Source organism: Streptomyces nitrosporeus, assembly GCF_008704555.1.
Lineage (GTDB): Bacteria > Actinomycetota > Actinomycetes > Streptomycetales > Streptomycetaceae > Streptomyces > Streptomyces nitrosporeus.
Genome location: NZ_CP023702.1, coordinates 2,065,282 through 2,088,953 on the forward strand (window position 1 = coordinate 2,065,282; position 23,672 = coordinate 2,088,953).

A 23,672-nucleotide genomic window follows, 5' to 3' on the forward strand; every position below is an offset into this window, starting at 1 on the left:
CGGGCGCCACGGGGGGACTCTCATTCGACGCCGATCAGCAGGGGCGCGGTCCTCGGGCCGCCGCGGTAGACGACGGTGTCGACGGCGAGATGGCTCTCACGCACATGGGCGGTGAGGGCGTCGGCGAGGGTGTCGGGGGTGTCCTCGCCGAGCACCAGGGTGACGAGCTCCCCGCCGGCCGAGAGCATCCGGTCCAGGACGGTGCGGGCGGTGGCGGCGGGCTCGTCGCCGATGACGGCGATGTCCCCGTCGATCAGCCCGAGGACGTCGCCGGCCTGGCAGATGCCGGCGGTGGTCCACGACTGCCGTTCGGCGACGGCGAGTTCGGCGTACCGGGTGGCTCCGGCCGCCGCGGTCATCGCGACGACGTCCTCGTCGAAGCTGCGGCCGGGTTCGTGGACGGCGAGGGCGGCGAGGCCCTGGACCGCGGCCCGGGTGGGGATCAGGGAGACGCGTACGCCCTCGGCCCTGACCTGTTCCGCGGCGGCCGCGGCGGTGTGCCGCAGTTCCGCGTCGTTGGGCAGCAGGACGACCTCGCGGGCGTGGGCGCGGCGGATCGCGTCGGCCAGCTCGCCGCTGGCGGGCGGTTCGCCGGGGCGGGCGAGGACGGTGGTGGCGCCGGCCTCGGCGCACAGTTCCAGGAGCCCGTCGCCGGGGACAACCACCACGACGGCGCGCTGGGCGGGTTCGGGGCCGGGGCGGAGGCGGTCGGCCGCGAAGTGGGTGATCCGGATCCGGTGGGGCCGGCCGGCCTCCACCCCGGCCTCCACGGCGGCTCCGGCGTCGTCGACGTGGACGTGGACGTTCCACAGCCCGTCGCCGCCGACCACCACCAGGCAGTCGCCGAGCGCGTCCAGCCGGGCGCGGAGCCGGGCGACGGCGTCGTCGGACGCCTCCAGCAGGTAGATCACCTCGAAGGCGGGCCCGTCCTGCGGTTCCGGCTCCGCGCAGGCGCCGGGCGCCGGGGGCGGTGCGGCCACGGGTACGGCCGGGGCCCGGCCGCCGAGCGCCTCCAGCAGGGCGCCGAGCACGGTCACCAGCCCCTGCCCGCCGGCGTCCACCACCCCCGCGCGCCCGAGGACGGCGAGCGTGCCGGGTGTCCGGGCCAGCGCGGCGCGGGCGCCCGTGTGGGCGGCGCGGGCCACGTCCGTGAGGGTGGCGGCCGGGGCAGTGGCGGCCGCGGCCCCGGCCGCCTCGGTGGCGACGGTCAGCACGGTGCCCTCGACGGGGTGGGCGACGGCGAGCCGGGCGGAGGAGGCGGCCTCGGCCAGGGCCCGGCGCAGGTGATCCGGGTCACCCGACCCGGCGAGGACGCCCGCCATGCCGCGCAGCAGCTGGGCGAGGATCGTGCCGGAGTTCCCCCGGGCCCCGATGAGCGCGCCGTGGGCCATGGCGTGGACGGCGTCGGCGCGGGCGGGGGCGGTGGTGCCGGTCCCGTGGGCGGCGAAGACGGCTTCGACGGCCGCGGCGGCCGACTCCATGGTCAGGTAGAGGTTGGTCCCGGTGTCGCCGTCGGCGACGGGGTACACGTTGATCGCGTCGATCGCCTCGCGCTCACGGCCCAGTGCCTCCAGGGCCAGCGAGCACCAGGTGCGTACCGCGACGGCGTCCAGGGCGTCGGGGGACTGCGGCACCGTTGGTCCTCCTTGAACGGCCGTGGGGCTGGCTGCACCGCAGAGTAGTCCCCGGGCGGATGCCCGGGCAGGGACAGGTGCGGACCGAAGGCCCGGCGAGCCGTGGTAGTTTCGTATCTCCGGAGCAGGCGTTGTATGCTGCTTCGGTTGCCCGACGAGAGTCGGGACATTCCCCGGTACCGCCACTTCAGAAATGATTCCGGCGCGCCGGAATTCTCTGTACGTGCATCTGAAGTCTTTGGAGTGACCCGTGGCTGCCAACTGCGACGTTTGCGGCAAGGGGCCGAGCTTCGGCAACAGCATTTCGCACTCGCACCGCCGTACGTCCCGTCGCTGGAACCCCAACATCCAGCGCGTGCGTGCCGTGGTCGGTCGGACGCCGAAGCGGCTCAACGTCTGCACCTCGTGCATCAAGGCCGGCAAGGTCGCGCGCTGACGTCCCCGTCGTAGCGCAGCCTTCCGGTTGCCCAAAAGCCGGTCCACCTCGGTGGACCGGCTTTTTGCTGTCCTGCGGCCGGTTCAGGGGGCGGCCGGCAGCGACCAGCCGTGGTGGACGGGGCCGATGCCGCCGCCCAGCGCGAACCCGCCGCGGATCGCGCCGGTGACGTACGCCTTCGCGCCCCGTACGGCGGTGGGTACGTCGTCGCCCTTGGCCAGGTGGCAGGCGATGGCGGAGGCGAGGGTGCAGCCGGTCCCGTGGGTGTGGCGGTTGTCGTACCGGGGGGCGCGCAGCCAGTGCTCCTCGTCGCCGTCGGTGAGCAGGTCCACGGCTTCGCCGGGGAGGTGGCCGCCCTTGATCAGCACCCATCGCGGCCCGTGGGCGAGTACGGCGTCGGCGGCCCGCCGCATGTCCGTCTCGCCGGTGACGGTGATCCCGGTGAGCTGGGTCACCTCGTCGAGGTTCGGGGTGGCCACGGTGGCGACGGGCAGCAGTTTCGCGCGTACGGAGCCGAGCGCCTCAGCGGCCAGCAGCGCGTCGCCGTGCTTGGAGACGCCGACGGGGTCGACGACCACGGGGGCGCCGGTGCCGGCCAGGAGTTCGGCGACGGTCTCCACGAGGACGGCCGAGGACAGCATGCCGGTCTTCACGGCCTGGACGCCTATGTCGTCCACCACGCTGCGGTACTGGGCCCGGACCGCTTCGACGGGGAGTTCCCACGCCCCTTGCACACCGAGGGAGTTCTGAGCGGTCACGGCGGTGAGCACGCTCATGCCGTGCGTCTCGAGGGCGAGCATCGTCTTCAGGTCGGCCTGGATGCCGGCACCGCCGCCGGAGTCGGATCCGGCGACGGTGAGCACGCGGGGCGGTACAGCGGTGGCTTCGTTCATGGAACGGAATCTACTGGGCGTCCTCGATGGTTCCGAAGTGGTCCCAGCCGCCCTTGCTGGTCCAGGGCGCCCCGTCGACGGTGACCTGGGGCAGGGCCGAGGGGCTGAGGACCTCGCCGATCACCTTCCAGCGGGCCGGGAGCTTCACGTCGGGCGGGAACGTCGCCACGATCGCGTGGTCCTCTCCCCCGGTGAGCACCCACTGGAGGGGGTCGACGCCGACGGCCTGGCCGATGTCGGACATCTGAGAGGGGATGTCGATGAGCCCGGACCTGAGGTCGATCCGGACCTTGCTGGCCTCGGCGATGTGTCCGAGGTCGGCGACGAGTCCGTCGCTGACGTCGGTCATGGCGGTGGCGCCGAGTCCGGCCGCGGCCGGGCCGGCGTGGTAGGGCGGTTCGGGGCGCCGGTGGGCCTCGACGAAGGCGCGCGGGGAGCGGAACCCCCGGGAGAGCACGGCGAATCCGGCGGCGGACCAGCCGAGCCAGCCGGTGACGGCGACGACGTCGCCGGGCCGGGCTCCGGACCTGGTGACGGGTTCGTGGTTGCGCAGGTCGCCGAGTGCGGTGATCGAGACGGTGATGGTGTCACCGCCGACGACGTCGCCGCCGACCACGGCCGCTCCGGCGACCTGGCACTCGTCCCGCAGCCCGTCCATCAGTTCGCCGGCCCAGGTGACCGGGAGGTCGGCCGGGACCACGAGGCCGAGGAGGATCGCGGTGGGTACCGCCCCCATGGCCGCGATGTCGGCGAGGTTCTGCGCGGCCGCCTTACGGCCGACGTCGTACGCGGTCGACCAGTCGCGACGGAAGTGCCGTCCTTCGAGGAGGATGTCCGTACTGGCCACGACCCTGCGGTCGGGAGCGGCCACGACCGCGGCGTCGTCGCCGGGTCCCAGCCGTACCGCCGGAGTGGTGGTGAGCCGGGAAGTGAGCTCTCTGATGAGCCCGAACTCCCCCAACTCGCCCACGGTTCCCTTCACCGAGTCTCACCTCTCATTTATCGCACCGGACATCCGTCCGGGCTGGTTCAGCGGCGGGAGGTCCAGGCCCCGGCCGGGCCGGCGACGGGTGTCCAGAACCCCGGGACGTACGGGCACCGCTGTCCCTCCTCTGCTCCGGTGGGCTCGCGGTCGCGGGCCCGTAGTGCTGTCGGTACCGTCAAGGCATACGTCAACTTCGGTGGTACGCGCGCCACGCCCGGCGCCGGCCGGCCCGTAGGTCTCCCCCCGGCCCGCGACGACGCGATAACGTGGCGTCCCTTTCCCCCACATGATCCTCGTGGCCGCCCTGGAGGTTCCGTGGTACAGGCGTACATCCTCATCCAGACCGAGGTGGGCAAGGCGTCGACCGTCGCCGAGACCATCGCAAGACTCCCGGGAGTGATCCAGGCAGAGGACGTGACAGGTCCCTACGACGTGATCGTGCGCGCGCAGTCCGACACCGTCGACGAACTCGGGCGCATGGTGGTCGCCAAGGTCCAGCAGGTGGACGGCATCACACGGACCCTGACCTGCCCGGTCGTCCACCTCTGACCCCCGTCTACCCTGGACCGGTGACGCATCGTGCCCGCCGGTCCCCCGGTTTCCCCCGTCTCGTCCCGTCCGCCGCCCTGGTGGTGCTGGCCGCGGCGGGATGTTCGTCGGGCGGCGGGCCCTCGGTGGCGGTTCCCACGCCGTCGTCCGAGGCCGCCGCCTACTGCGAGGCGCTGCACAAGGAGCTGCCGGAGAGCATCGCCGGCCTGGAACGCACCGACCCCGAGCCGGACTCGGTGCTGACCGCCGGCTGGGGTGACGGGGCGATCGTACTGCGCTGCGGGGTGCCGCGGCCCTCGAAGATGGACGACGCCCAGTCCAAGGGGGTCGACGCGGACGGCGTCAACTGGCTGCTGGAGCAGCCCGGTGACGCCGGTCCGCGGTTCACCACCACCTACCGCAAGGCGTACGTCGAGGTGACGCTCGGGCCCGGGTACGCCCATGACATCACCCCGCTGTCCGCCTTCGCGGGGCCCGTGGACCGTACGGTCCCCGAGAGTCTGTGAGGCGGTTCAGCGCAGTCCGGTCGACCGGTCCAGCGCCGCCCGGATGAGGCGGTCGACCAGTTCCGGGTAGTCCACGCCGCTCTCCTGCCACATACGCGGGTACATGGAGATCGGGGTGAAGCCGGGCATGGTGTTGATCTCGTTGATGACGAACGTGCCGTCCTCGGTGAGGAAGAAGTCCGCGCGCACCAGACCCTCGCAGGAGGCCGCCTCGAACGCTCCGACGGCGAGCCGCTGGACCTCGGCGGTCTGCTCGGCGGTGAGCGGCGCGGGCACCAGGCCGGCCGCGGAGTCGATGTACTTGGCCTCGAAGTCGTAGAAGTCGTGTGCGGTGACCGGCGGGATCTCGGCCGGCACGCTGGCGCGCGGGCCGTCCTCGAACTCCAGCACGCCGCACTCGATCTCCCGGCCGCGCAGCAGGGACTCCACGAGGAACTTGGGGTCGTGGCGGCGGGCCTCCTCGATCGCCTCGTCGAGTCCGGAGGGGTCGTCGACCTTGGTGATCCCCATGGAGGAGCCGCCGCGGGCGGGCTTCACGAAGAGCGGCCAGCCGTGTTCGGCGGCGAACTCCATGATGCGCTTGCGGGCCGCGGGGCGGTCCGCCTCCCACTCGCGGGGGCGGACCACCTCGTACGGGCCGACCGGCAGCCCGAAGGAGGTGAACACCCGCTTCATGTACTCCTTGTCCTGGCCGACGGCCGAGGCGAGCACCCCGGAGCCGACGTAGGGGACGCCGGAGAGTTCCAGGAGTCCCTGGAGGGTGCCGTCCTCGCCGTACGGGCCGTGCAGCATGGGGAAGACGACGTCGACCTCGCCGAGGGCCCTGGGCACCTCGCCCGGTTCGCCGACGACGACCTCGCGGTTGCCCGGGTCGACGGAGAGCGTCACCGCTCCGCGCGCGGAGCCGGCCAGCTGGTCCACGTCGGGGACCTGCCGGCCGGTGATGGCCATGCGGGCCGGGTCGTCGGCCGTGAGGGCCCACCGGCCGTCCCGGGTGATGCCGATCGGCAGGACGTCGTAGGCCGTCCGGTCGATGGCGCTCATGACGGCGCCGGCCGTGACGACCGAGATGCCGTGCTCGGAGCTCCGGCCGCCGAACACGACGGCCACACGCGGCTTGCGGCGCCGGCCGGTGCTCTGTTCCCGGCTCGTGGAGCGCTGTTCGGAGCCGGTGTGGCTCTCAGGGCTCTGGGGGAGGTTCTCGCTGCTCATATCGCGTTGAGGGTACCTGCTGGTAGCGCCGGTCCGGCGGACCAGGCCGCGGAACGGAAGCAGCACCACTCCGGTGCGGGCCCCGGTTCCGCGGCGCGGGCCCGCTCAGCGCCGCTCGGGCTTGGCGCTGCGCGACATGAGTTCCTTGAGGGCCACCATCGGGGGCTTGCCCTCGTGCACGATCCCGACGACCGTCTCGGTGATCGGCATGTCGACGCCGTGCCGGCCCGCCAGGTCCAGCACCGACCGGCAGGACTTGACGCCCTCGGCGGTCTGCCGGGTGGCGGCGACGGTCTGCTCCAGGGTCATGCCCCGGCCGAGGTTGGTACCGAAGGTGTGGTTGCGCGACAGCGGTGAGGAGCACGTCGCCACCAGGTCGCCGAGCCCCGCGAGTCCGGCGAAGGTCAGCGGGTCGGCGCCCATCGCCAGGCCCAGGCGCGTGGTCTCGGCGAGTCCGCGGGTGATGAGCGAGCCCTTGGTGTTGTCGCCGAGGCCCATGCCGTCGGCGATGCCCACGGCGAGCCCGATGACGTTCTTGACGGCGCCGCCGAGTTCGCAGCCGATGACGTCGGTGTTGGTGTAGGGGCGGAAGTAGGAGGTGTGGCAGGCGGCCTGGAGCCTGGTGGCCACGTCCTCGTCCGCGCAGGCCACGACGGCGGCGGCGGGCCGGCGTTCGGCGATCTCCTTGGCGAGGTTGGGGCCGGTGACGACGGCGATCCGTTCCCGCCCGACGCCGGTGACGTCCCCGATCACCTCGCTCATCCGCTTGGTGGTGCCTAGTTCGACGCCCTTCATCAGGGAGACGAGGACGGTCCGCGGTCCCAGGTGGGGCGTCCAGTCGGCGAGGTTGGCGCGCAGCGTCTGCGAGGGTACGGCCAGCACCGCGAAGTCGGCGCCGTCGAACGCCTCGGCCGCCTCGGCCGTCGCCCGGACGCGGGCGGGCAGCTCGATGCCGGGGAGGTACTCGTGGTTGACGCGGGTCCGGTTGACCTCGTCGGCGATCCGGGCGCGGCGTGCCCAGAGGGTGACCTCGCAGCCGGCGTCGGCGAGGACCATGCCGAAGGCCGTTCCCCAGGAACCGGTTCCGAGGACGGCGGCCTTCGCGGGACGGGTCACGCGGTTCCCTTTCCTTCTGCCTTGCGCCGCTGTTCGGCACGGGCCTTGCGGTGATCGTAGGGTGCGGCGGGGGCCTTCTCCCCGCGCACCTCCTCCAGCTGGGCGGTGACCGCCGCCATGATGACCTCGGTGGCCTGGCGCAGGACGTCGGGCGTCGGTTCGAGCCCGTGGAAGCGGGTGAGGTCGACCGGCGGTCCGGCCTGTACGCGGAGGGTCTTGCGGGGGAACAGCCGGAGCTTGTTCTCCTTGGCGTAGGGCGGCATCGCCAGGTTGGCGCCCCACTGGGCGACGGGGATGACCGGGGCCCTGGTCATCAGTGCGACGCGGGCCGCCCCGGTCTTGCCGGCCATCGGCCACATCTCGGGGTCGCGGGTGAGGGTGCCCTCCGGGTAGAAGGCCACGCATTCGCCCCGCTCGATGGCGGCGACGGCGGCGCGGAAGGCGTCCAGCGCGTTGGTCGTCTCGCGGTAGACGGGGATCTGGCCGGTGCCCCGGAGCATCATCCCGACGAAAGGCGCCCGGAACAGCCCGGCCTTCGCGAGGAATCGCGGCACCCGGCCCGTGTTGTACTGGAAATGCGCGTAGGAAAGCGGGTCCAGGTAGGAGTTGTGGTTGACCGCGGTGATGAATCCGCCGTCAGCCGGAACGTTCTCCATTCCCCGCCAGTCGCGCTTGAACAGAACCACCAGCGGCGGTTTTGCGATGACCGCTGCGAGGCGGTACCAGAAGCCGATTCTGCGGCGGGACACTCGGGCGCCTTCCTCTAGGACTGATCCGCTGCCGGGCCGGTGGCGCTGTCGCCCCTCCCCTGGCCTCCTGCGGTAGGAGAACACCGTACGCCTCGCTCCCGGGGGCGGGACCCCGGGCCGTCGTACCGGCAGGCGAGAATGGGGCGTGATGCGCACGGAGGGGGAGATCGCCACGAACACCGACCCGACCGGCTCCTGGTCCCTGGTCGTCCCGCTGAAACCGCTCGCCCGTGCCAAGAGCAGGCTGGGGGCGAGCGCCGGGGAGGAGTTGCGCCCGAGGCTGGCGCTGGCGTTCGCCCAGGACACGGTGGCCGCCGCGCTGTCCTGTCCGGCGGTGCGGGATGTGGTGGTCGTCACGGACGATCCGGTGGCGCGGGCGGCGGTGGCGGAGCTCGGGGCCCGTACGGTGGCGGACGTTCCGGCGGCCGGTCTCGACGCGGCGCTGGAGCACGGGGTGCGGACGGTGCGCGCCCGGCGCCCGGGTGCGGCGGTGGCGGCGCTCAACGCGGATCTCCCCGCCCTGCGGTCCGGGGAGCTGGCGCGGGTGCTCGAATTCTCCGCCGCATTCCCCCGGGCATTCGTCACCGATGCCCAGGGAATCGGCACCACTTTCCTTTCCGCCGCCCCGGGCGTGGAATTGCGGCCTGCTTTCGGCGGGCCCTCCCGCGCACGGCACCTCGCGTCGGGGGCGGTGGAGGTGCCCGGTCCCGGTCTCGACTCGGTCCGCCGGGACGTGGACACGGCGGACGATCTGCGGGTGGCGCTGGCCCTCGGGGTGGGCCGGTGGACGGCCGCGGTGGGCGCCGGTGCCCCGCGGGCCCCCGTTCCCCGTCCGCCCGTCCGGGCACGGGCGGAGGGATAGGGTGGCGCGCATGCAGGCGACCTCGTTCACGTACGACCCCGAGACCCGGTCCGGCAGTGTGCTGCTGGACGACGGCACCCCGGTGGACTTCGGCGCCGCCGCCTTCGACGCGGGCGGCCTGCTGCTGCTGCGGCCGGGGCAGCGGGTGCGGATCGAGACGGAGGGCGAGGGGCCCTCGGCGCGCGTCACCCTGGTGACCCTGCAGACGTTCTGAGAGCTCCGGCCCCCTCGGAGCTACGGGCAGGAGGGGCTCCGAAGGACACCGGACAGCCCGCGGGCCGGGCTCCCCGAGGGGAGCCCGGCCCGGTGCGTTCCGGACTGCGGGCGGCTGCCGCCCGGCTCACTTCTTACGCGTGGTGGCCTTCTTGGCCGCGGTCTTGCGGGCCGTGGTCTTCTTGGCCGGCGCCGTCTTCGCGGTGGTCTTCTTGGCGGGCGCGGTCTTGGCGGCGGTGGTCTTCTTGGCCGCTGCCGTGGTCTTCGCCGGGGACGCCTTCTTCGCCGTCGCCGTGGTCTTCTTCGCGGCCGTCGTGGTCTTCTTCGCCGGGGACGCCTTCTTCGCCGTCGCCGTGGTCTTCTTCGCGGCGGCGGTGGTCTTGCGTGCCGTCGCCTTCTTGGCGGTGGCCTTCTTGGCGGCCGCCTTCGCCGTCGTACGGGTGGAAGAACCGCCCGAGAGGCTGCCCTTGGGTGCCTTCTTGACGGAGACCTCGCCGCCCTTGGGGAGCTTCTTGGAGCCGCTCACCAGGTCCTTGAAGCCCTGGCCCGCGCGGAAGCGGGGCACGGAGGTCTTCTTGACCCGCACCCGCTCGCCCGTCTGCGGGTTGCGGGCGTAGCGGGCCGGGCGGTCGACCTTCTCGAACGAGCCGAAACCGGTGACCGAGACCCGGTCGCCGGCGACGACCGCACGGACGATCGCGTCGAGCACCACGTCGACGGCGTCGGCGGCCTGCTGACGGCCGCCGAGCTTGTCGGCAATCGCTTCTACGAGCTGCGCCTTGTTCACGTCTTCCCCTTCGGAGACATTGCCGGAACGAAACTGTTCAGGCTTTTTCGCACGTTAGGCAGATATATACCGCAAATCAAACACGAAACGGGCTAATCACCCTAGTGCCGCAACGAAGTCGACCGCCGCACCCTTCAGCGGGGTCGGTCACCTTCGGGGAATCGGCCCTCATCGAGGTCCTTCATCAACCGGTCCAGGCGCCTTGCCGCGCCCGGGAGATCGTGCTTAGCCGCGGCCGTGACGGCCAACAGCTTCCGGGACAGCGCCATCCGTACGCCCTCCGGGACTTGCAGTGCGCGCACTCGCGTGTGCGCTTCCTTCAGTCGGTCGGCGACTTGGCCATAGAGCTCGAGTTGGCTGTCGCGTTCCATGCACCGATTGTGCCATCTGGGGCGAGTTGTCGCCCGAGGGGGTCCCAACGGACGACTGCGCCCCCTGCCGGGAGGCAGGGGGCGCAGTCGTGGAAAAGCGCTGATCAGACCTTGAGCGTCTGCGGTTTGTAGGAGGGCCGGGCCGCCTCGTACGTCGCGATGTCCGCTTCGTTCTGAAGGGTGAGGCTGATGTCGTCGAGACCGTTCAGCAGCCGCCAGCGGGCGTTCTCGTCGAGTTCGAAGTCGGCGGTGACGCCCTCGGCGACGACCTGCCGCCTCTCCAGGTCGACGGTGACCTCGGCCATCGGGTCGGCCTCCGTCAGCTCCCACAGCCGGTCGACGACGTCCTGGTCCAGGACGACGGTCAACAGGCCGTTCTTCAGCGAGTTGCCGCGGAAGATGTCGGCGAACCGGGAGGAGATGACGGTCTTGAAACCGTAGTTCTGCAGAGCCCAGACGGCGTGCTCGCGGGAGGAGCCGGTACCGAAGTCGGGGCCGGCCACCAGGACCGAGGCACCGCTGCGCTCGGGACGGTTGAGGACGAAGTCCCCGTCCTTGCGCCACGCCTCGAAGAGCCCGTCCTCGAAGCCGTCGCGGGTGACCTTCTTCAGCCAGTGCGCGGGGATGATCTGGTCGGTGTCGACGTTGCTGCGGCGCAGCGGGACGACGCGGCCGGTGTGGGCGGTGAATGCTTCCATGGCTATCGGACTCCGGCGGGCGTACGGGTGTCGGACAGGTCGGCCGGCGAGGCCAGGTGGCCCAGCACGGCGGTGGCGGCGGCAACCTGCGGGGAGACCAGGTGCGTCCGGCCCCCCTTGCCCTGCCTGCCCTCGAAGTTGCGGTTGGAGGTGGAGGCGGAGCGCTCACCGGGGGCCAGCTGGTCGGGGTTCATCCCGAGGCACATCGAGCAGCCCGCGTGCCGCCACTCGGCGCCGGCGGCGGTGAAGACCTTGTCCAGGCCCTCCTCGACGGCCTGGAGGGCGACCCGGACGGAGCCCGGGACGACCAGCATCCGTACGCCGTCGGCGACTTTGCGGCCGCCCAGCACCGCGGCGGCGTTCCGCAGGTCCTCGATACGGCCGTTGGTGCAGGAGCCCACGAAGACGGTGTCCACGCTGATGTCGCGCAGCGGCTGTCCGGCGGCCAGCCCCATGTACTCCAGGGCCTTCTCGGCGGCGTTGCGCTCCGAGGCGTCCTCGTAGGAGGCCGGGTCGGGGACGTTCGCCGAGAGCGGCGCGCCCTGGCCCGGGTTGGTGCCCCAGGTGACGAACGGCGACAGCTCCGCGGCGTCGATGACCACCTCGGCGTCGAAGACCGCGTCGTCGTCGGTACGCAGCGTCCGCCAGTACTCCACGGCGGCGTCCCAGTCCTCGCCCTCGGGCGCGTGGTCGCGGCCCTTGAGGTACTCGAAGGTGGTCGCGTCGGGGGCGATCATGCCCGCGCGGGCACCGGCCTCGATGGACATGTTGCAGATGGTCATCCGGGCTTCCATCGAGAGCTTCTCGATGGCGGATCCGCGGTACTCGAGGATGTAGCCCTGGCCGCCGCCGGTGCCGATGCGGGCGATGATCGCGAGGATCAGGTCCTTGGCGGTGACGCCGTCGGGCAGTTCGCCCTCGACGGTGATCGCCATGGTCTTCGGGCGGGCCAGCGGGAGGGTCTGGGTGGCCAGGACGTGCTCGACCTGGCTGGTGCCGATACCGAAGGCCAGCGCGCCGAAGGCTCCGTGGGTGGAGGTGTGCGAGTCACCGCAGACGACCGTGGTGCCGGGCTGGGTCAGGCCGAGCTGCGGGCCCACCACGTGCACGACGCCCTGCTCGACGTCGCCGAGCGGGTGCAGCCGGACGCCGAAATCCGCGCAGTTCTTGCGCAGGGTCTCCAGCTGGGCGCGGGAGACCGGGTCGGCGATCGGCTTGTCGATGTCGAGGGTCGGGGTGTTGTGGTCCTCGGTCGCGATGGTGAGGTCGAGACGCCGGACCTGCCGCCCGGCCTGACGCAGGCCGTCGAACGCCTGCGGGCTGGTCACTTCGTGCAGCAGGTGCAGATCGATGAAGAGAAGGTCGGGCTCGCCCTCGGCGCGCCGGACGACATGGTCGTCCCAGACCTTTTCCGCGAGTGTCCTACCCATCGCTTTCCCTCCGGCCGGCGTCTTCGCCGGCCCAACTAGAGATTCGGTGCGCCTCCGTCCGGACCCCCGAGCAGGGCGGTGGCAGCGGGCCGTTGTACGGCCGCCGGTACAGGTTCGCAACTTCTGGAGAAAATTGAACTTGCGTTTCACAGAGTGAGACGCGAGTATCGTCGTATGGACAACTCTAGCGGCGTCGGCGTTCTCGACAAGGCGGCTCTGGTATTGAGCGCCCTGGAGTCCGGTCCGGCCACCCTCGCCGGACTGGTCGCGGCGACAGGGCTCGCACGGCCGACGGCACATCGCCTGGCCGTGGCACTCGAACACCACCGTATGGTGGCGAGGGACATGCAGGGCCGTTTCATTCTCGGCCCCCGGCTCGCGGAGCTCGCCGCCGCGGCCGGCGAGGACCGGCTCCTCGCGACGGCGGGACCCGTACTCACACATCTGCGCGACATCACCGGCGAGAGCGCCCAGCTCTACCGCCGGCAGGGCGACATGCGGATCTGCGTGGCGGCGGCGGAACGGCTGTCCGGACTGCGGGACACCGTCCCGGTCGGCTCCACGCTCACCATGAAGGCGGGTTCGTCCGCCCAGATCCTGATGGCGTGGGAGGAGCCCGAGCGTCTGCACCGGGGCCTCCAGGGGGCGCGCTTCACGGCGACGGCCCTCTCGGGCGTGCGGCGCCGGGGCTGGGCCCAGTCGATCGGCGAGCGCGAGCCGGGCGTGGCCTCGGTCTCGGCTCCGGTGCGCGGTCCTTCGAACCGGGTGGTCGCGGCGGTCTCCGTCTCCGGTCCCATCGAGCGGCTCACCCGCCACCCCGGCCGGATGCACGCCCAGGCGGTCATCGACTCGGCGGCCCGGCTGAGCGAGGCCCTGCGCCGCACGGGCTGAGGAATCGTCCCTGCCGGCTCCCCTCCCCCCGGCCGCCCCAGCGTCGTGGCGGCCCCCTTCTCCCTCCGGTGCCACCGTCCCGGAGCCCCCGGTGCCCTTCCCTCCCCGGCTGCCCGGCCAACAGGCCCGCGCCGCACGGGTGATGACGGCGCGGAGCCGTAACCGTCCTACGCGGAAGGGCCCTTCGCCGAAGCGAAGGGCCCTTCTGTCCTGCTCTGTACCCCCGACCGGATTCGAACCGGCGCTACTGCCGTGAGAGGGCAGCGTGCTAGGCCGCTACACAACGGGGGCTTGTTACTTCAATCGTGCGGTACTGCGCTGGGCTACCAGGACTCGAACCTAGAATGACGGTACCAGAAACCGTAGTGTTGCCAATTACACCATAGCCCATGGTGTTGCAAGTACCCCCGACCGGATTCGAACCGGCGCTACTGCCGTGAGAGGGCAGCGTGCTAGGCCGCTACACAACGGGGGCCCTAGCGATCCTCATCCGGCGGGAGCCGGATGGTTTCACCGCGTGAACATGGGTGCGACCCGGATGTTCCCACAGGAAGGATCTGTACCCCCGACCGGATTCGAACCGGCGCTACTGCCGTGAGAGGGCAGCGTGCTAGGCCGCTACACAACGGGGGCTTGTTACTTCAATCGTGCGGTACTGCGCTGGGCTACCAGGACTCGAACCTAGAATGACGGTACCAGAAACCGTAGTGTTGCCAATTACACCATAGCCCACTGAAACTCAACCCCGAGGGGTCTTGTTTCTGTCTGCGCTTCCCGGCCGGATCTTTCGGCCCGCTCGGGCGGCGCAGGAAGAACATTACCTGAAGGTGTCCGGCGCTCCAAAACGGGTATCGCCCGCCAGCAGGCCGGGCAGTTCGTCCAGGCTCCCGATGCGCGCCAGTTCGGGCCGTCCGCCCTGTCCCTCGCGGTCCAGCCAGATCCCGGTGAGCCCCGCCGCCACGGCCCCGCCCGCGTCGATGTCCGGCTCGTTGCCGACGTACGCCACCTCGTGCGGGTCGAGCGCGATGGCCTCGCACGCCGCGTGGAAGGCCGCCGCGGCCGGCTTGGCGACGCCCAGTTCGACGGCGCACACCACCGCCTCGAAGCGGTCCCGTACGCCGAGCGCGCGCAGCTTGCGGTCCTGGTTGTGGATGCTGGAGTTCGACAGGACGGCGTGCCGGAAGCCCCCCGCGAGCCGGTCCAGCACCGGCAGGACGTCCGGGAAGAGGGCCCAGGCGGCCTCGTAGCGCTCGGCGTGGCGCCCGAACCAGCCGTCGGCCTCGGCGTCGCTCACCGGGCGCCCCAGGAAGGCGCGTACGCGCTCCCTGCGCTGGCCCTGGAAGTCGAGCTCCCCGGCGGCGAAGCGCGCCCACTGCGCGTCCGTGATCGCTTTCCAGGCGTCCAGGGCCCGCTCCAGGGAGGTGTGCCCCGGGGGCAGGCCCTCGGTCCTGAGGTGCTCGCGCATGCCGATCCGGTCGGCTCCCGAGTAGTCGAAGATCGTGTCGTCGATGTCCCACAGCACCGCGCGGATCGTCATGGGACCGAACCTACCCCTCCCCCGGGCCCCGCGGAGGGAAGACCGGAGGCCGGGGCGCCCCCCAACGGGTGCCCCGGCCTCCGGTGTCCGTGTGCGTACGCCGTGTTACGCGGCCAGCTTCGCCAGCGCCGCGTCGATACGGGCGATCGTCCTCTCGCGGCCCAGGATCTCCAGGGACTCGAAGAGCGGCAGGCCGACCGTGCGGCCGGTGACGGCGACGCGGACCGGGGCCTGGGCCTTGCCCAGCTTCAGGCCGTGCTTCTCGCCGGCGGCCAGGACGGCCGCCTTGAGGGCGTCGGCGTTCCAGTCGGCGGCGATCAGCTCGGCGCGGGCGGTGACGAGCAGGTCGTCGGAGCCCTCCTTCATGGCCTTGTTCCAGGACGCCTCGTCCTCGACCGGCTCGTCCAGGAAGAGGAAGTCCACGTTGGCCGTGATGTCGGAGAGGACCGTCACCCGGGTCTGCGCGTGCGGGGCGATCTCGGCGAACCGCTCCGCGTCGAATGCCTCGGGCGCCCACGGGGCGAACGGCGCCTTCAGCCAGGGGCCGCACGCCTCGGTGAACGCCTTGACGTCCATCGCGCGCAGGTGCTCGGCGTTGATGTGCTCGCACTTCTTCAGGTCGAAGCGCGCCGGGTTGGCGTTGACGTCGGCGATGTCGAAGGCGGCGACCAGCTCGTCGCGGGAGAAGATGTCGCGGTCCTCGGCGATCGACCAGCCCAGCAGCGAGAGGTAGTTGAGCAGCCCCTCGGGCAGGAAGCCCCGCTCGCGGTAGAGGTTGAGGGATGCCTGCGGGTCGCGCTTGGAGAGCTTCTTGTTGCCCTCGCCCATGACGTACGGCAGGTGCCCGAAGGCGGGGATCTCCTTGGCGACGCCCAGCTCGATGAGCGCGCGGTAGAGGGCGATCTGGCGCGGGGTGGAGGAGAGCAGGTCCTCGCCGCGCAGGACGTGGGTGATCTCCATCAGCGCGTCGTCGACCGGGTTGACCAGCGTGTAGAGCGGGGCACCGTTGGCGCGGACGATGCCGTAGTCCGGGACGTTCTCCGGCTGGACGGTGATGTCGCCGCGGACCAGGTCGGTGAAGGTGATCGCCTCGTCGGGCATCCGGAAGCGGACGATCGAGGTGCGGCCCCCGGCCTCGTACGCGGCCTTCTCCGCGTCGCTCAGGTCGCGGCAGTGCCCGTCGTACCCCGAGGGCCTGCCGGCGGCGCGGGCGGCGTCGCGGCGGGCGTCGAGCTCCTCGGTGGTGCAGTAGCAGTGGTACGCGTACCCGGCGTCCAGCAGCTTGGCGGCGACGTCCTTGTAGAGGTCCATCCGCTGCGACTGGCGGTAGGGGGCGTGCGGTCCGCCGACCTCCGGGCCCTCGTCCCAGTCGAGTCCGAGCCAGCGCATCGAGTCGAGCAGCTGCTCGTAGGACTCCTCGGAGTCGCGGGCCGCGTCGGTGTCCTCGATACGGAAAACCAGGGTGCCCTGGTGGTGCCGGGCGAAGGCCCAGTTGAACAGGGCGGTGCGGACCAGGCCGACGTGGGGGTTGCCGGTCGGGGAGGGACAGAAACGTACACGGACGGGTGCGTTAACCACGCTTGATCACCTTGTTGGTGAGAGTGCCGATGCCTTCGATGGTGACGGCGACTTCGTCGCCGGCGTGCAGGGGTCCGACTCCTGCGGGGGTCCCGGTGAGGATCACATCGCCCGGGAGGAGCGTCATGGCCTCCGTGATGTGGACGACCAGGTCCTCGACGGAACGGACCATGTCGCTCGTACGGCCCAGCTGGCGTTGTTCGCCGTTGACCGTGGCCTGGATGGTCAGGTCGCCGGGGTCGAGGTCGGTCTCCACCCAGGGCCCGAGCGGGCAGGAGGTGTCGAAGCCCTTGGCACGGGCCCACTGCGGTTCGCGTCGCTGGACGTCGCGGGCGGTGACGTCGTTGGCGCACGTGTAGCCGAGGACGACGTCCCTGACGCGCTCACGCGGGACCTCGCGGCACATACGGCCGATCACCACGGCCAGCTCGGCCTCGTGGTGCAGCTCCTGGGAGAAGGCGGGGTACTCGATGGCGTCGCCCGAGCCGATCACGGAGGTGGTGGGCTTGAAGAAGGTGACCGGGACGTCCGGGACCTCGTTGCCCATCTCGGCGGCGTGCTCCGCGTAGTTGCGGCCGATGGCCACGACCTTGTTGGGGAGTACGGGGGGCAGCAGCCGGACCTTGTTCAGCGGGACCTTGGTCCCGGAGAGTTCGAAGTCCGTGTACGGGATGCCCTTGATGATGTCGAGGACGAGGGCACCGGACTCGATGGTCCCTTCGCCCTCGACCGCACCGAAGGCCACATTGCCGTCGATGGAGAACCTGGCGATGCGCACGGGTGCTGTCGCCCCTCACTTGCTGGCTGGCTGAAGACTGACGCTCCAGGCTAGCGCTTCGGCCGGGGGCGGCGTCCGCTTCAGCCGGCGGCGGGAGCGGGGGCCGGGGCGGGGGCCTTCATCAGGACGGTGCGGCGCGGGTTGGCCGTCCGGCCGGGCAGTTCCACGGTGTTCTCCCGCTGTTCCGGCAGTCGCAGGGTGGTGGCGTCGGAGAGGTGCGCCAGCCGGGTGCGCCGGGGGTTGGCGGTGCTGCGGGAGGGGGTCGTGGTGTTCATCTGCCGTGGGGGCCCTTGTCGTTCGGGCGCCGCGCGAAGGGGCGCCGGTGGTCGGATTCGCTATCCCTGTAAAGCGCCAGGCTAAACATCCGATTCCCCGCGGAAGCCTCGATGAGACGACGATCATCGTGTGAGTTTGCTCACGAACTTGCCGACAAATGGATCATTTCGGATTGTTGATCACGTATGACAAAAAGGACAATGGCTGACTGAATCCGCCATTCCGCTCCCGATCATGTCGTCTGGGACACCTGAAGCCCTCCGGGGACTCACCCTTTTTCACCCGTTTTGACCACGTAACTCTGCACGGCTTGTCACCCGCCCGTCACACCGCGTCACCCAGGTCACAGCCCGGCACACGGGCCTTGTTGGAGATCCGCCACTGTGCTGGAATTCCACGCACCGCCGCGGGTTCCAGGCCCAGCGCGCAGGGGCGCAACGCAGCGCCGAGTGGCGGCGGGAGGGGGAAGTACGCCGGTCACTCACGACCACCATGGGGCGCGTCCAGCGCCCCACGACGCCGACACCGTCCCGACGCCGCAGGCGGAGGGACGCCTGGTCCAGAGGTTGCGACGCTAGTGCAGGGACGTTTCAAGAGGGATGGCACGGGGTCTCCCCAGCCCCGCCAGGGCCGAGGGGAAGCTCCGGCGGATCAGGAGCCGCGCGGCGTGAACGACCGCGGCCCCTCCGCCCAGCACGCCCAGCACGCCCAGAAGCAGGGACCGGACGCGGCCGGCGACAACGGCGAGTCCACCAAGCCGGCCGGGGACGCCGAGACACCGGCGTCCAAGCCCGCGGGACCCTCCGGAGCCGGTTCACGTATCGCTCTGCGTAACTGGCGCATCAGCACGCGCCTGGTGTCCCTGCTCGCCCTCCCCGTGGTCGCGGCGACCACGCTGGGCGGTCTGCGCATCAACGAGTCCATGAACGACATGGACCAGTTGGAGCACATGCAGCTGCTCACCGAGATGACCAAGCAGGCGACCCTCCTGGCCAACGCGCTCCAGAACGAGCGCGACCAGTCCGCCGGACCGCTGGCGAACGGCGGCAAGGCGACCGATTACAAGGTCACCGAGCCCCGCAAGCGGACCGACCGGGCCAAGGAGACGTTCCTCGACGCCACCAACCAGATCGACAACAGCCCCGGTGACGAGGCGCTGGACAGCATCCACGCGAGCGTCAGCCAGATCAGCAACCAGCTCGGCGACCTGGCCAGCATCCGCAAGGACGCCTACGTCAAGGGCGCGCCCAGCCTCAACACGATCGACCGGTACAGCCAGCTGATCACCTCGCTGCTGAGCCTCTCGCAGGACATGGCGCAGGCGACCAGCAGCCCGGACATGATCAAGCGGACCCGTGCCCTGGCGGCGTTCTCGTCGGCGAAGGAGTACGCCTCGGTCCAGCGCGCCGTCATCGCGGCCGCGCTGCCCGGCAGCGACAGCCGCAAGGGCGAACTGAACGACAACGACCAGGCGTTCGGGCGTAACGCGCTCCTGAAGGAATCGCAGTCCAAGCAGACCTTCGAGACGACGTACGAGACCACGGGGAACAGCTCCGCCGAGCTCATGGCGTCGCTGGAGAACGGCAACCCCGAGATCACCGCCGCCGACATGTACGCGAAGAAGGTGCTCGACAGCCCGCTGGGTCTGGAGGGCAAGAGCACGCGGACGTACATGGACTGGTACGACCAGAGCTCCAACAAGATCCAGGCCATGAAGACCATCGAGGAGACGCTCCTCAGCGAGATGGAGACCAAGGCCCGCGAGCTCCGCGAGAGCTCGCAGCGTGAGGCGATCCTCAACGGTGCCGTGATCCTCATCGTCCTCGGTGTGTCGCTGGTCGGCGCCTTCGTCGTGGCGCGGTCCATGATCCGCTCGCTGCGGCGGCTCCAGGACACCGCGACCCGGGTCGCCCAGGACCGGCTGCCCGAGCTCGTCAAGCAGCTCTCCGAGTCGGACCCGCAGGACGTCGACACCTCGGTGGAGTCGGTCGGTCTGCACTCCCGGGACGAGATCGGCCAGGTGGCCGCGGCCTTCGACGACGTGCACCGCGAGGCGGTCCGCCTCGCCGCCGACCAGGCTCTGCTGCGGGGCAACGTCAACGCGATGTTCACCAACCTCTCGCGCCGCTCCCAGGGCCTGATCCAGCGTCAGCTCTCGCTGATCTCCGAGCTGGAGTCGCGCGAGGCCGACCCGGACCAGCTGTCCTCGCTCTTCAAGCTGGACCACCTCGCGACCCGTATGCGCCGTAACGGCGAGAACCTCCTCGTCCTCGCGGGCGAGGAGCCCGGCCGCCGGTGGACCCGCCCCGTGCCGCTGGTCGACGTGCTCCGTGCCGCCGCCTCCGAGGTGGAGCAGTACGAGCGCATCGAACTGGCCGCGGTGCCCGCCACCGACGTGGCCGGCCGTGTGGTCAACGACCTCGTGCACCTCCTCGCCGAGCTGCTGGAGAACGCGACCTCGTTCTCCTCGCCGCAGACCAAGGTCCGGGTCACCGGTCACGCGCTGCCCGACGGCCGCGTGCTGGTGGAGATCCACGACACCGGTATCGGCCTCTCCCCCGAGGACCTCGCCGCGATCAACGAGCGGCTGGCCTCGCCTCCCACGGTGGACGTCTCCGTCTCCCGCCGCATGGGTCTGTTCGTGGTCGGCCGGCTCTCCCTGCGTCACGGCATCCGGATCCAGCTGCGTCCCTCGGACTCCGGCGGCACGACCGCACTGGTCATGCTGCCCATGGAGGTCGCGCACGGGGGCAAGCAGCCGCCCTCCAAGCAGGGCCAGCAGCCCGCCGGAGGCCCCGGCGGCCAGCCGGCCGCCGGTCAGCGTGCCGGCCTCGCCGGTACCGCGGCGGCTCCCGCCAAGGGGCTGGCCGGCGGCCCCCAGCGCGGCCAGGTCGGCGCGGGTTCGGGTCCCCGGGCGGCGCTGCCCTCGCGGGACGGCGGGCCCCGCCAGCCGCAGCAGGGCCCCGGCGGCCCGCAGGGTCCGGCCGTTCCCGGTCAGGGAAGCGGCGACGCGCCCCGCCAGGGCGGCGGACTCGCCGGCGCCTTCGGCAACGCCCGGCAGGGCGCGGGCGCCCAGGGCCCGTCCGCGGGCCCCGACACCGCCGGCCCGAACCTCTTCGGCCACGGCGGACCGGGCCGGGGCGGTCTCGGCAGCCAGGGCGCGCGGCAGGCCCCGCAGCCGCAGCAGGCCCAGCACGGCAACCAGGGCGGCCCGGGCGACCAGGGCGGCTTCCAGCAGCCCGGCGGTCCGGCCCGGCGGCTTCCGGCGGGCGGCCCGCGGGCCGAACTGCCCGGTGGCAACCCGCAGCCGCAGCATCCGCAGACGACGAGCTGGGGTGTCGAGCAGCAGGGCGCCCCGGGGCGTACTCCGCTGGACGCCCCGCGCGGCCACGAGGAGCCGGGCTCCGGCCGGGCGGGCGGACCGGGCGGTTTCGCCCCGGGCCGGCCGTCCTCCCCCGGCCAGCCGTTCTCCCCGGACCCGTCCTTCGGCGCGCCGGCCCGGCGCCAGCCCCTGGAGGACCGTCAGGGCCCGGGCGCCACCGCCGAGTTCGCCCGTCCGGACTTCTCGGCCCCGCAGCAGGCTCCCCAGGCCCCGCAGGTGCCCCAGGACGCCGACCCGGCGAGCACCGCGCAGTTCCCGCGGCCCGACTTCGGCGCGCCCGCGCCGCAGGACCAGGGCTTCGGCGCACCCGCGCCGCAGGACCAGGTTTTCGGCGCACCCGCGCCGCAGGACCAGGGCTTCGGCGCCCGGGGCCCGCAGATGCCGGCTCCCCGTCAGCGGGACGACGCGGACTTCGGCGCGCCGAGGCCGCCGGCCATGGCCGAGCCGCCGCGCCGCCCCGCGCTGCCCCAGCAGCCCGAGGCGCTTCCGCCGGCGGGCCCGGGTGACGGACGCACCCCGCTGTACGACACGCTGGAGACCAACTGGTTCCACGGTCCGCAGCAGGGCGGTCAGGCGCCGTCCGCCGAACCGCAGGCAGCGGACGCCCCGGGGTCCCCGGCTCCGCAGGCCCAGCCCGCACCGCGCTCCGGTGCGGCGGATTCCGGGCCCACGAGTTCGTGGCGCACCTCGCCCAACGACGAGATCGTGCGGCAGGCCGAACGGGTCAAGAAGCCCGCGGCCGGCGGCATCACGACGTCGGGGCTGCCCCGGCGTGTCCCACGTGCCAATTTGGTTCCGGGCACCGCTCAGCAGCAGAATCATTCATCCGGACCCCAGGTCTCGCGTGCGCCCGACGACGTACGCGGCCGTCTGACCAATCTCCGCCGGGGCATCCAGCAGGGGCGGCAGGCCAACAACGGCCCGTCGACCGGCAGTTTCCCTCTCGGCCCCACTCACCAGCAGGAGCGTTAGTTGAGCCCGATGAGTCAGGCCGCACAGAATCTGAACTGGCTGATCACCAATTTCGTGGACAACACCCCCGGGGTGTCGCACACGGTGGTGGTCTCCGCCGATGGCCTGCTGCTGGCGATGTCCGAAGGTTTCCCGCGCGACCGCGCCGACCAGCTGGCGGCCGTGGCCTCCGGCCTGACGTCGCTGACCGCGGGTGCCTCCCGGATCTTCGAAGGCGGCGCGGTGAGCCAGACGGTCGTGGAGATGGAGCGGGGCTTCCTCTTCCTCATGTCCATCTCGGACGGGTCGTCCCTGGCCGTCCTCGCCCACCCGGAGGCGGACATCGGTCTGGTCGGATACGAGATGGCCCTTCTCGTCGACCGCGCCGGAACCGTCCTCACCCCCGACCTCCGTGCCGAGCTGCAAGGCAGTCTGCTCCACTAGGCGGCCATGCGGCAAAGACCTGACACGATCCGCCCAGGTACTACCCGAAACCCTCACCCGTCCGGCCGCCACAGACCCCCCACCGGCCCTTCCCGACCGCAAGGCGACATCCTGCTGTCACGCCCGGAGGACTCATGACCCCGCCACCCGCCTCACCTGATCCGTACGGCGCACTGCACCACGCGTCGTACGACGGTGAAGGCGACCAGCCGCTGGTCCGTCCCTATGCCATGACCGGCGGCCGGACCCGGCCGCGTTACCAGCTCGCCATAGAGGCGCTGGTCAGCACCACGGCTGACCCCGCGCACCTCGGGACACTGCTCCCCGAGCACCAGCGGATCTGCCACCTCTGCCGCGAGGTCAAGTCGGTGGCCGAGGTGTCGGCCCTGCTGACCATGCCGCTGGGTGTGGCCAGGATCCTGGTGGCGGACCTGGCGGAAGCCGGCATGGTGGCCATCCACCAGCCGGGCAACGGAGAGGCCGGCGGCGCGCCGGATGTGACACTGCTCGAAAGGGTGCTCAGTGGACTTCGCAAGCTCTAGCGGCGGGACGAGCCGTGCCACCACCTCGGCGAAGATCGTGGTGGCAGGGGGCTTCGGCGTGGGTAAGACCACGTTCGTCGGTGCCGTTTCGGAGATCAACCCGCTGCGCACCGAAGCCGTGATGACGTCCGCGTCCGCGGGCATCGACGACCTGACCCACACCGGGGACAAGACCACCACCACGGTGGCCATGGACTTCGGCCGCATCACCCTGGACCAGGACCTGATCCTCTACCTGTTCGGCACCCCCGGACAGGACCGCTTCTGGTTCATGTGGGACGACCTGGTCCGCGGCGCCATCGGCGCCGTCGTCCTCGTCGACACCCGCCGCCTCGCCGACTGCTTCCCCGCCGTCGACTACTTCGAGAACAGCGGCCTCCCCTTCGTCATCGCCCTCAACGGCTTCGACGGACACCAGCCCTACACCCCCGACGAAGTCCGCGAAGCCCTCCAGATCGGCCCCGACACCCCGATCATCACGACGGACGCGCGACACCGCGCCGACGCCAAGAGCGGCCTGATCACCCTGGTCGAGCACGCGCTGATGGCCCGGCTGAAGTAGGACCAAGTCAAAAGCGTTCCACGGAAGTTGTCGTGGCGAGGCGGAGGCGGTCTGTGTCGTTTGACACGCTCCGCCTCCGCCTTCATAACATTTCGACAGAGAATTGGGCTCACGCCGATACCCGACGCATCCGACCGGTGCCGCTGCGCTCACCTGAGTCCCGCCTTTTGACGGGGCTCGCTCTTTATGCCCGTTTTACGTGCGGCGTTCGCCACGCCGGTTCACACAATCCGACTGTTTGGAACGGGGCCGCTCCGCGTGCTGCAATGCCACGACTACCGAGTAGTACG

Annotated in this window: 24 protein-coding genes and 5 tRNA genes; 10 read left to right on the forward strand and 19 right to left on the reverse strand. The window is 71.4% G+C overall.

Annotated features, from left to right (window positions below; all coding sequences use genetic code 11):
• Positions 1-20: 20 nt before the first annotated feature.
• Positions 21-1,634, reverse strand: coding sequence for a DAK2 domain-containing protein (locus CP967_RS08870; RefSeq protein WP_150487445.1), 1,614 nt, complete (start codon positions 1,632-1,634; stop codon positions 21-23).
• Between the two features lie 250 nt (positions 1,635-1,884).
• Here CP967_RS08870 and rpmB point away from each other — a divergent pair, with 250 nt between their 5' ends.
• Positions 1,885-2,070: a 50S ribosomal protein L28 gene (gene rpmB, locus CP967_RS08875; RefSeq protein ID WP_003965989.1), complete on the forward strand. Its 186-nt coding sequence runs from the start codon at positions 1,885-1,887 to the stop codon at positions 2,068-2,070.
• Positions 2,071-2,153: 83 nt separating this feature from the next.
• On the opposite strand, the gene thiD is transcribed toward rpmB, so the two are convergent.
• A complete protein-coding gene (gene thiD / locus CP967_RS08880) occupies positions 2,154-2,963 on the reverse strand; it encodes a bifunctional hydroxymethylpyrimidine kinase/phosphomethylpyrimidine kinase (protein ID WP_150487446.1) in 810 nt (269 codons plus the stop codon).
• Between the two features lie 10 nt (positions 2,964-2,973).
• On the reverse strand, positions 2,974-3,945 hold the full coding sequence (locus CP967_RS08885) for a thiamine-phosphate kinase (RefSeq protein ID WP_150487447.1): 972 nt from the start codon (positions 3,943-3,945) through the stop codon (positions 2,974-2,976).
• A 318-nt stretch (positions 3,946-4,263) separates the two neighbouring features.
• Here CP967_RS08885 and CP967_RS08890 point away from each other — a divergent pair, with 318 nt between their 5' ends.
• Together CP967_RS08890 and CP967_RS08895 are read left to right on the forward strand one after the other, a co-directional pair.
• Positions 4,264-4,497 (forward strand): Lrp/AsnC family transcriptional regulator, encoded by a 234-nt coding sequence (locus CP967_RS08890; RefSeq protein WP_150487448.1) that lies wholly within the window; start codon positions 4,264-4,266, stop codon positions 4,495-4,497.
• 20 nt (positions 4,498-4,517) lie between these two features.
• Complete coding sequence (locus tag CP967_RS08895; protein ID WP_150487449.1) at positions 4,518-5,003, forward strand: DUF3515 domain-containing protein; 486 nt, start codon at positions 4,518-4,520, stop codon at positions 5,001-5,003.
• Positions 5,004-5,009: 6 nt separating this feature from the next.
• Here CP967_RS08895 and CP967_RS08900 read toward each other — a convergent pair whose 3' ends face one another.
• The 3 genes from CP967_RS08900 to CP967_RS08910 all read right to left on the reverse strand — a co-directional run bounded on the left by CP967_RS08900 (position 5,010) and on the right by CP967_RS08910 (position 8,080).
• Positions 5,010-6,215, reverse strand: a complete 1,206-nt coding sequence (locus CP967_RS08900) for a D-alanine--D-alanine ligase family protein (protein WP_150487450.1) — start codon at positions 6,213-6,215, stop codon at positions 5,010-5,012.
• Between the two features lie 105 nt (positions 6,216-6,320).
• Positions 6,321-7,331, reverse strand: a complete 1,011-nt coding sequence (locus CP967_RS08905; protein WP_150487451.1) for an NAD(P)H-dependent glycerol-3-phosphate dehydrogenase — start codon at positions 7,329-7,331, stop codon at positions 6,321-6,323.
• Positions 7,328-8,080 (reverse strand): lysophospholipid acyltransferase family protein, encoded by a 753-nt coding sequence (locus CP967_RS08910; protein ID WP_150487452.1) that lies wholly within the window; start codon positions 8,078-8,080, stop codon positions 7,328-7,330. Before CP967_RS08910 ends, CP967_RS08905 begins: the two co-directional genes overlap by 4 nt.
• 148 nt (positions 8,081-8,228) lie before the next feature.
• Between CP967_RS08910 and cofC the strand changes: the two genes are divergently transcribed.
• Together cofC and CP967_RS34545 are read left to right on the forward strand one after the other, a co-directional pair.
• On the forward strand, positions 8,229-8,942 hold the full coding sequence (gene cofC / locus CP967_RS08915; RefSeq protein WP_229888201.1) for a 2-phospho-L-lactate guanylyltransferase: 714 nt from the start codon (positions 8,229-8,231) through the stop codon (positions 8,940-8,942).
• Between the two features lie 10 nt (positions 8,943-8,952).
• A complete protein-coding gene (locus CP967_RS34545) occupies positions 8,953-9,156 on the forward strand; it encodes a hypothetical protein (protein ID WP_229888200.1) in 204 nt (67 codons plus the stop codon).
• A 126-nt stretch (positions 9,157-9,282) separates the two neighbouring features.
• Here the strand turns inward: CP967_RS34545 and CP967_RS08920 are convergent, their stop codons facing one another.
• The 4 genes from CP967_RS08920 to leuC form a co-directional block, all read right to left on the reverse strand.
• A complete protein-coding gene (locus tag CP967_RS08920) occupies positions 9,283-9,942 on the reverse strand; it encodes an HU family DNA-binding protein (protein WP_150487453.1) in 660 nt (219 codons plus the stop codon).
• Between the two features lie 134 nt (positions 9,943-10,076).
• Positions 10,077-10,313 carry an SCO5555 family protein gene (locus CP967_RS08925; RefSeq protein ID WP_150487454.1) on the reverse strand — a complete coding sequence of 79 codons (237 nt, stop codon included), beginning with the start codon at positions 10,311-10,313 and terminating at the stop codon, positions 10,077-10,079.
• Positions 10,314-10,417: 104 nt separating this feature from the next.
• The gene (gene leuD, locus CP967_RS08930; RefSeq protein WP_150487455.1) at positions 10,418-11,011 is read right to left on the reverse strand and encodes a 3-isopropylmalate dehydratase small subunit; all 594 of its coding nucleotides are present in this window, start codon (positions 11,009-11,011) and stop codon (positions 10,418-10,420) included.
• A 2-nt stretch (positions 11,012-11,013) separates the two neighbouring features.
• Positions 11,014-12,441 (reverse strand): 3-isopropylmalate dehydratase large subunit, encoded by a 1,428-nt coding sequence (gene leuC, locus CP967_RS08935; RefSeq protein ID WP_150487456.1) that lies wholly within the window; start codon positions 12,439-12,441, stop codon positions 11,014-11,016.
• A 174-nt stretch (positions 12,442-12,615) separates the two neighbouring features.
• Here leuC and ndgR point away from each other — a divergent pair, with 174 nt between their 5' ends.
• Positions 12,616-13,332 (forward strand): IclR family transcriptional regulator NdgR, encoded by a 717-nt coding sequence (gene ndgR, locus CP967_RS08940; RefSeq protein WP_014048551.1) that lies wholly within the window; start codon positions 12,616-12,618, stop codon positions 13,330-13,332.
• Between the two features lie 218 nt (positions 13,333-13,550).
• On the opposite strand, the gene CP967_RS08945 is transcribed toward ndgR, so the two are convergent.
• The 9 genes from CP967_RS08945 to CP967_RS08985 form a co-directional block, all read right to left on the reverse strand.
• A tRNA-Glu gene (locus tag CP967_RS08945) sits at positions 13,551-13,623 on the reverse strand.
• Positions 13,624-13,650: 27 nt separating this feature from the next.
• Positions 13,651-13,722 (reverse strand) — tRNA-Gln (locus CP967_RS08950).
• A gap of 12 nt (positions 13,723-13,734) precedes the next feature.
• Positions 13,735-13,807: transfer RNA gene (locus tag CP967_RS08955), tRNA-Glu, on the reverse strand.
• 85 nt (positions 13,808-13,892) lie between these two features.
• Positions 13,893-13,965, reverse strand: a tRNA-Glu gene (locus CP967_RS08960).
• Positions 13,966-13,992: 27 nt separating this feature from the next.
• Positions 13,993-14,064, reverse strand: a tRNA-Gln gene (locus CP967_RS08965).
• 85 nt (positions 14,065-14,149) lie between these two features.
• Entirely contained in the window at positions 14,150-14,869 is a 720-nt protein-coding gene (locus CP967_RS08970; protein WP_150487457.1) for an HAD family hydrolase, read from the reverse strand.
• A gap of 105 nt (positions 14,870-14,974) precedes the next feature.
• Positions 14,975-16,447: a glutamate--tRNA ligase gene (gene gltX / locus CP967_RS08975; protein ID WP_150487458.1), complete on the reverse strand. Its 1,473-nt coding sequence runs from the start codon at positions 16,445-16,447 to the stop codon at positions 14,975-14,977.
• Positions 16,440-17,225: a fumarylacetoacetate hydrolase family protein gene (locus CP967_RS08980; RefSeq protein ID WP_150487459.1), complete on the reverse strand. Its 786-nt coding sequence runs from the start codon at positions 17,223-17,225 to the stop codon at positions 16,440-16,442. The genes gltX and CP967_RS08980 overlap by 8 nt, the downstream gene beginning before the upstream one ends.
• Before the next feature lie 80 nt (positions 17,226-17,305).
• Entirely contained in the window at positions 17,306-17,500 is a 195-nt protein-coding gene (locus CP967_RS08985; protein WP_150487460.1) for a hypothetical protein, read from the reverse strand.
• A 578-nt stretch (positions 17,501-18,078) separates the two neighbouring features.
• On the opposite strand from CP967_RS08985, the gene CP967_RS08990 reads away from it, so the two are divergent.
• The 4 genes from CP967_RS08990 to CP967_RS09005 all read left to right on the forward strand — a co-directional run bounded on the left by CP967_RS08990 (position 18,079) and on the right by CP967_RS09005 (position 23,382).
• A complete protein-coding gene (locus CP967_RS08990) occupies positions 18,079-21,855 on the forward strand; it encodes a sensor histidine kinase (RefSeq protein ID WP_150487461.1) in 3,777 nt (1,258 codons plus the stop codon).
• A 9-nt stretch (positions 21,856-21,864) separates the two neighbouring features.
• On the forward strand, positions 21,865-22,278 hold the full coding sequence (locus CP967_RS08995) for a roadblock/LC7 domain-containing protein (RefSeq protein ID WP_019992295.1): 414 nt from the start codon (positions 21,865-21,867) through the stop codon (positions 22,276-22,278).
• Positions 22,279-22,412: 134 nt separating this feature from the next.
• A complete protein-coding gene (locus tag CP967_RS09000) occupies positions 22,413-22,820 on the forward strand; it encodes a DUF742 domain-containing protein (RefSeq protein WP_150487462.1) in 408 nt (135 codons plus the stop codon).
• The gene (locus tag CP967_RS09005; RefSeq protein WP_150487463.1) at positions 22,801-23,382 is read left to right on the forward strand and encodes a GTP-binding protein; all 582 of its coding nucleotides are present in this window, start codon (positions 22,801-22,803) and stop codon (positions 23,380-23,382) included. The genes CP967_RS09000 and CP967_RS09005 overlap by 20 nt, the downstream gene beginning before the upstream one ends.
• The last annotated feature ends 290 nt before the right edge of the window (positions 23,383-23,672 follow it).

What these genes read in the sequence shown, in the direction of transcription:
- leuC (WP_150487456.1), bottom strand. Translation starts at nt 12,441, where the DNA reads ATGGGTAGGACACTCGCGGAAAAGGTCTGGGACGACCATGTCGTCCGG.
- cofC (WP_229888201.1), top strand. Translation starts at nt 8,229, where the DNA reads ATGCGCACGGAGGGGGAGATCGCCACGAACACCGACCCGACCGGCTCC.
- ndgR (WP_014048551.1), top strand. Translation starts at nt 12,616, where the DNA reads ATGGACAACTCTAGCGGCGTCGGCGTTCTCGACAAGGCGGCTCTGGTA.
- CP967_RS34545 (WP_229888200.1), top strand. Translation starts at nt 8,953, where the DNA reads ATGCAGGCGACCTCGTTCACGTACGACCCCGAGACCCGGTCCGGCAGT.
- CP967_RS09000 (WP_150487462.1), top strand. Translation starts at nt 22,413, where the DNA reads ATGACCCCGCCACCCGCCTCACCTGATCCGTACGGCGCACTGCACCAC.
- thiD (WP_150487446.1), bottom strand. Translation starts at nt 2,963, where the DNA reads ATGAACGAAGCCACCGCTGTACCGCCCCGCGTGCTCACCGTCGCCGGA.
- CP967_RS08925 (WP_150487454.1), bottom strand. Translation starts at nt 10,313, where the DNA reads ATGGAACGCGACAGCCAACTCGAGCTCTATGGCCAAGTCGCCGACCGA.
- leuD (WP_150487455.1), bottom strand. Translation starts at nt 11,011, where the DNA reads ATGGAAGCATTCACCGCCCACACCGGCCGCGTCGTCCCGCTGCGCCGC.
- CP967_RS08985 (WP_150487460.1), bottom strand. Translation starts at nt 17,500, where the DNA reads ATGAACACCACGACCCCCTCCCGCAGCACCGCCAACCCCCGGCGCACC.
- CP967_RS08900 (WP_150487450.1), bottom strand. Translation starts at nt 6,215, where the DNA reads ATGAGCAGCGAGAACCTCCCCCAGAGCCCTGAGAGCCACACCGGCTCC.
- CP967_RS08970 (WP_150487457.1), bottom strand. Translation starts at nt 14,869, where the DNA reads ATGACGATCCGCGCGGTGCTGTGGGACATCGACGACACGATCTTCGAC.
- CP967_RS08995 (WP_019992295.1), top strand. Translation starts at nt 21,865, where the DNA reads ATGAGTCAGGCCGCACAGAATCTGAACTGGCTGATCACCAATTTCGTG.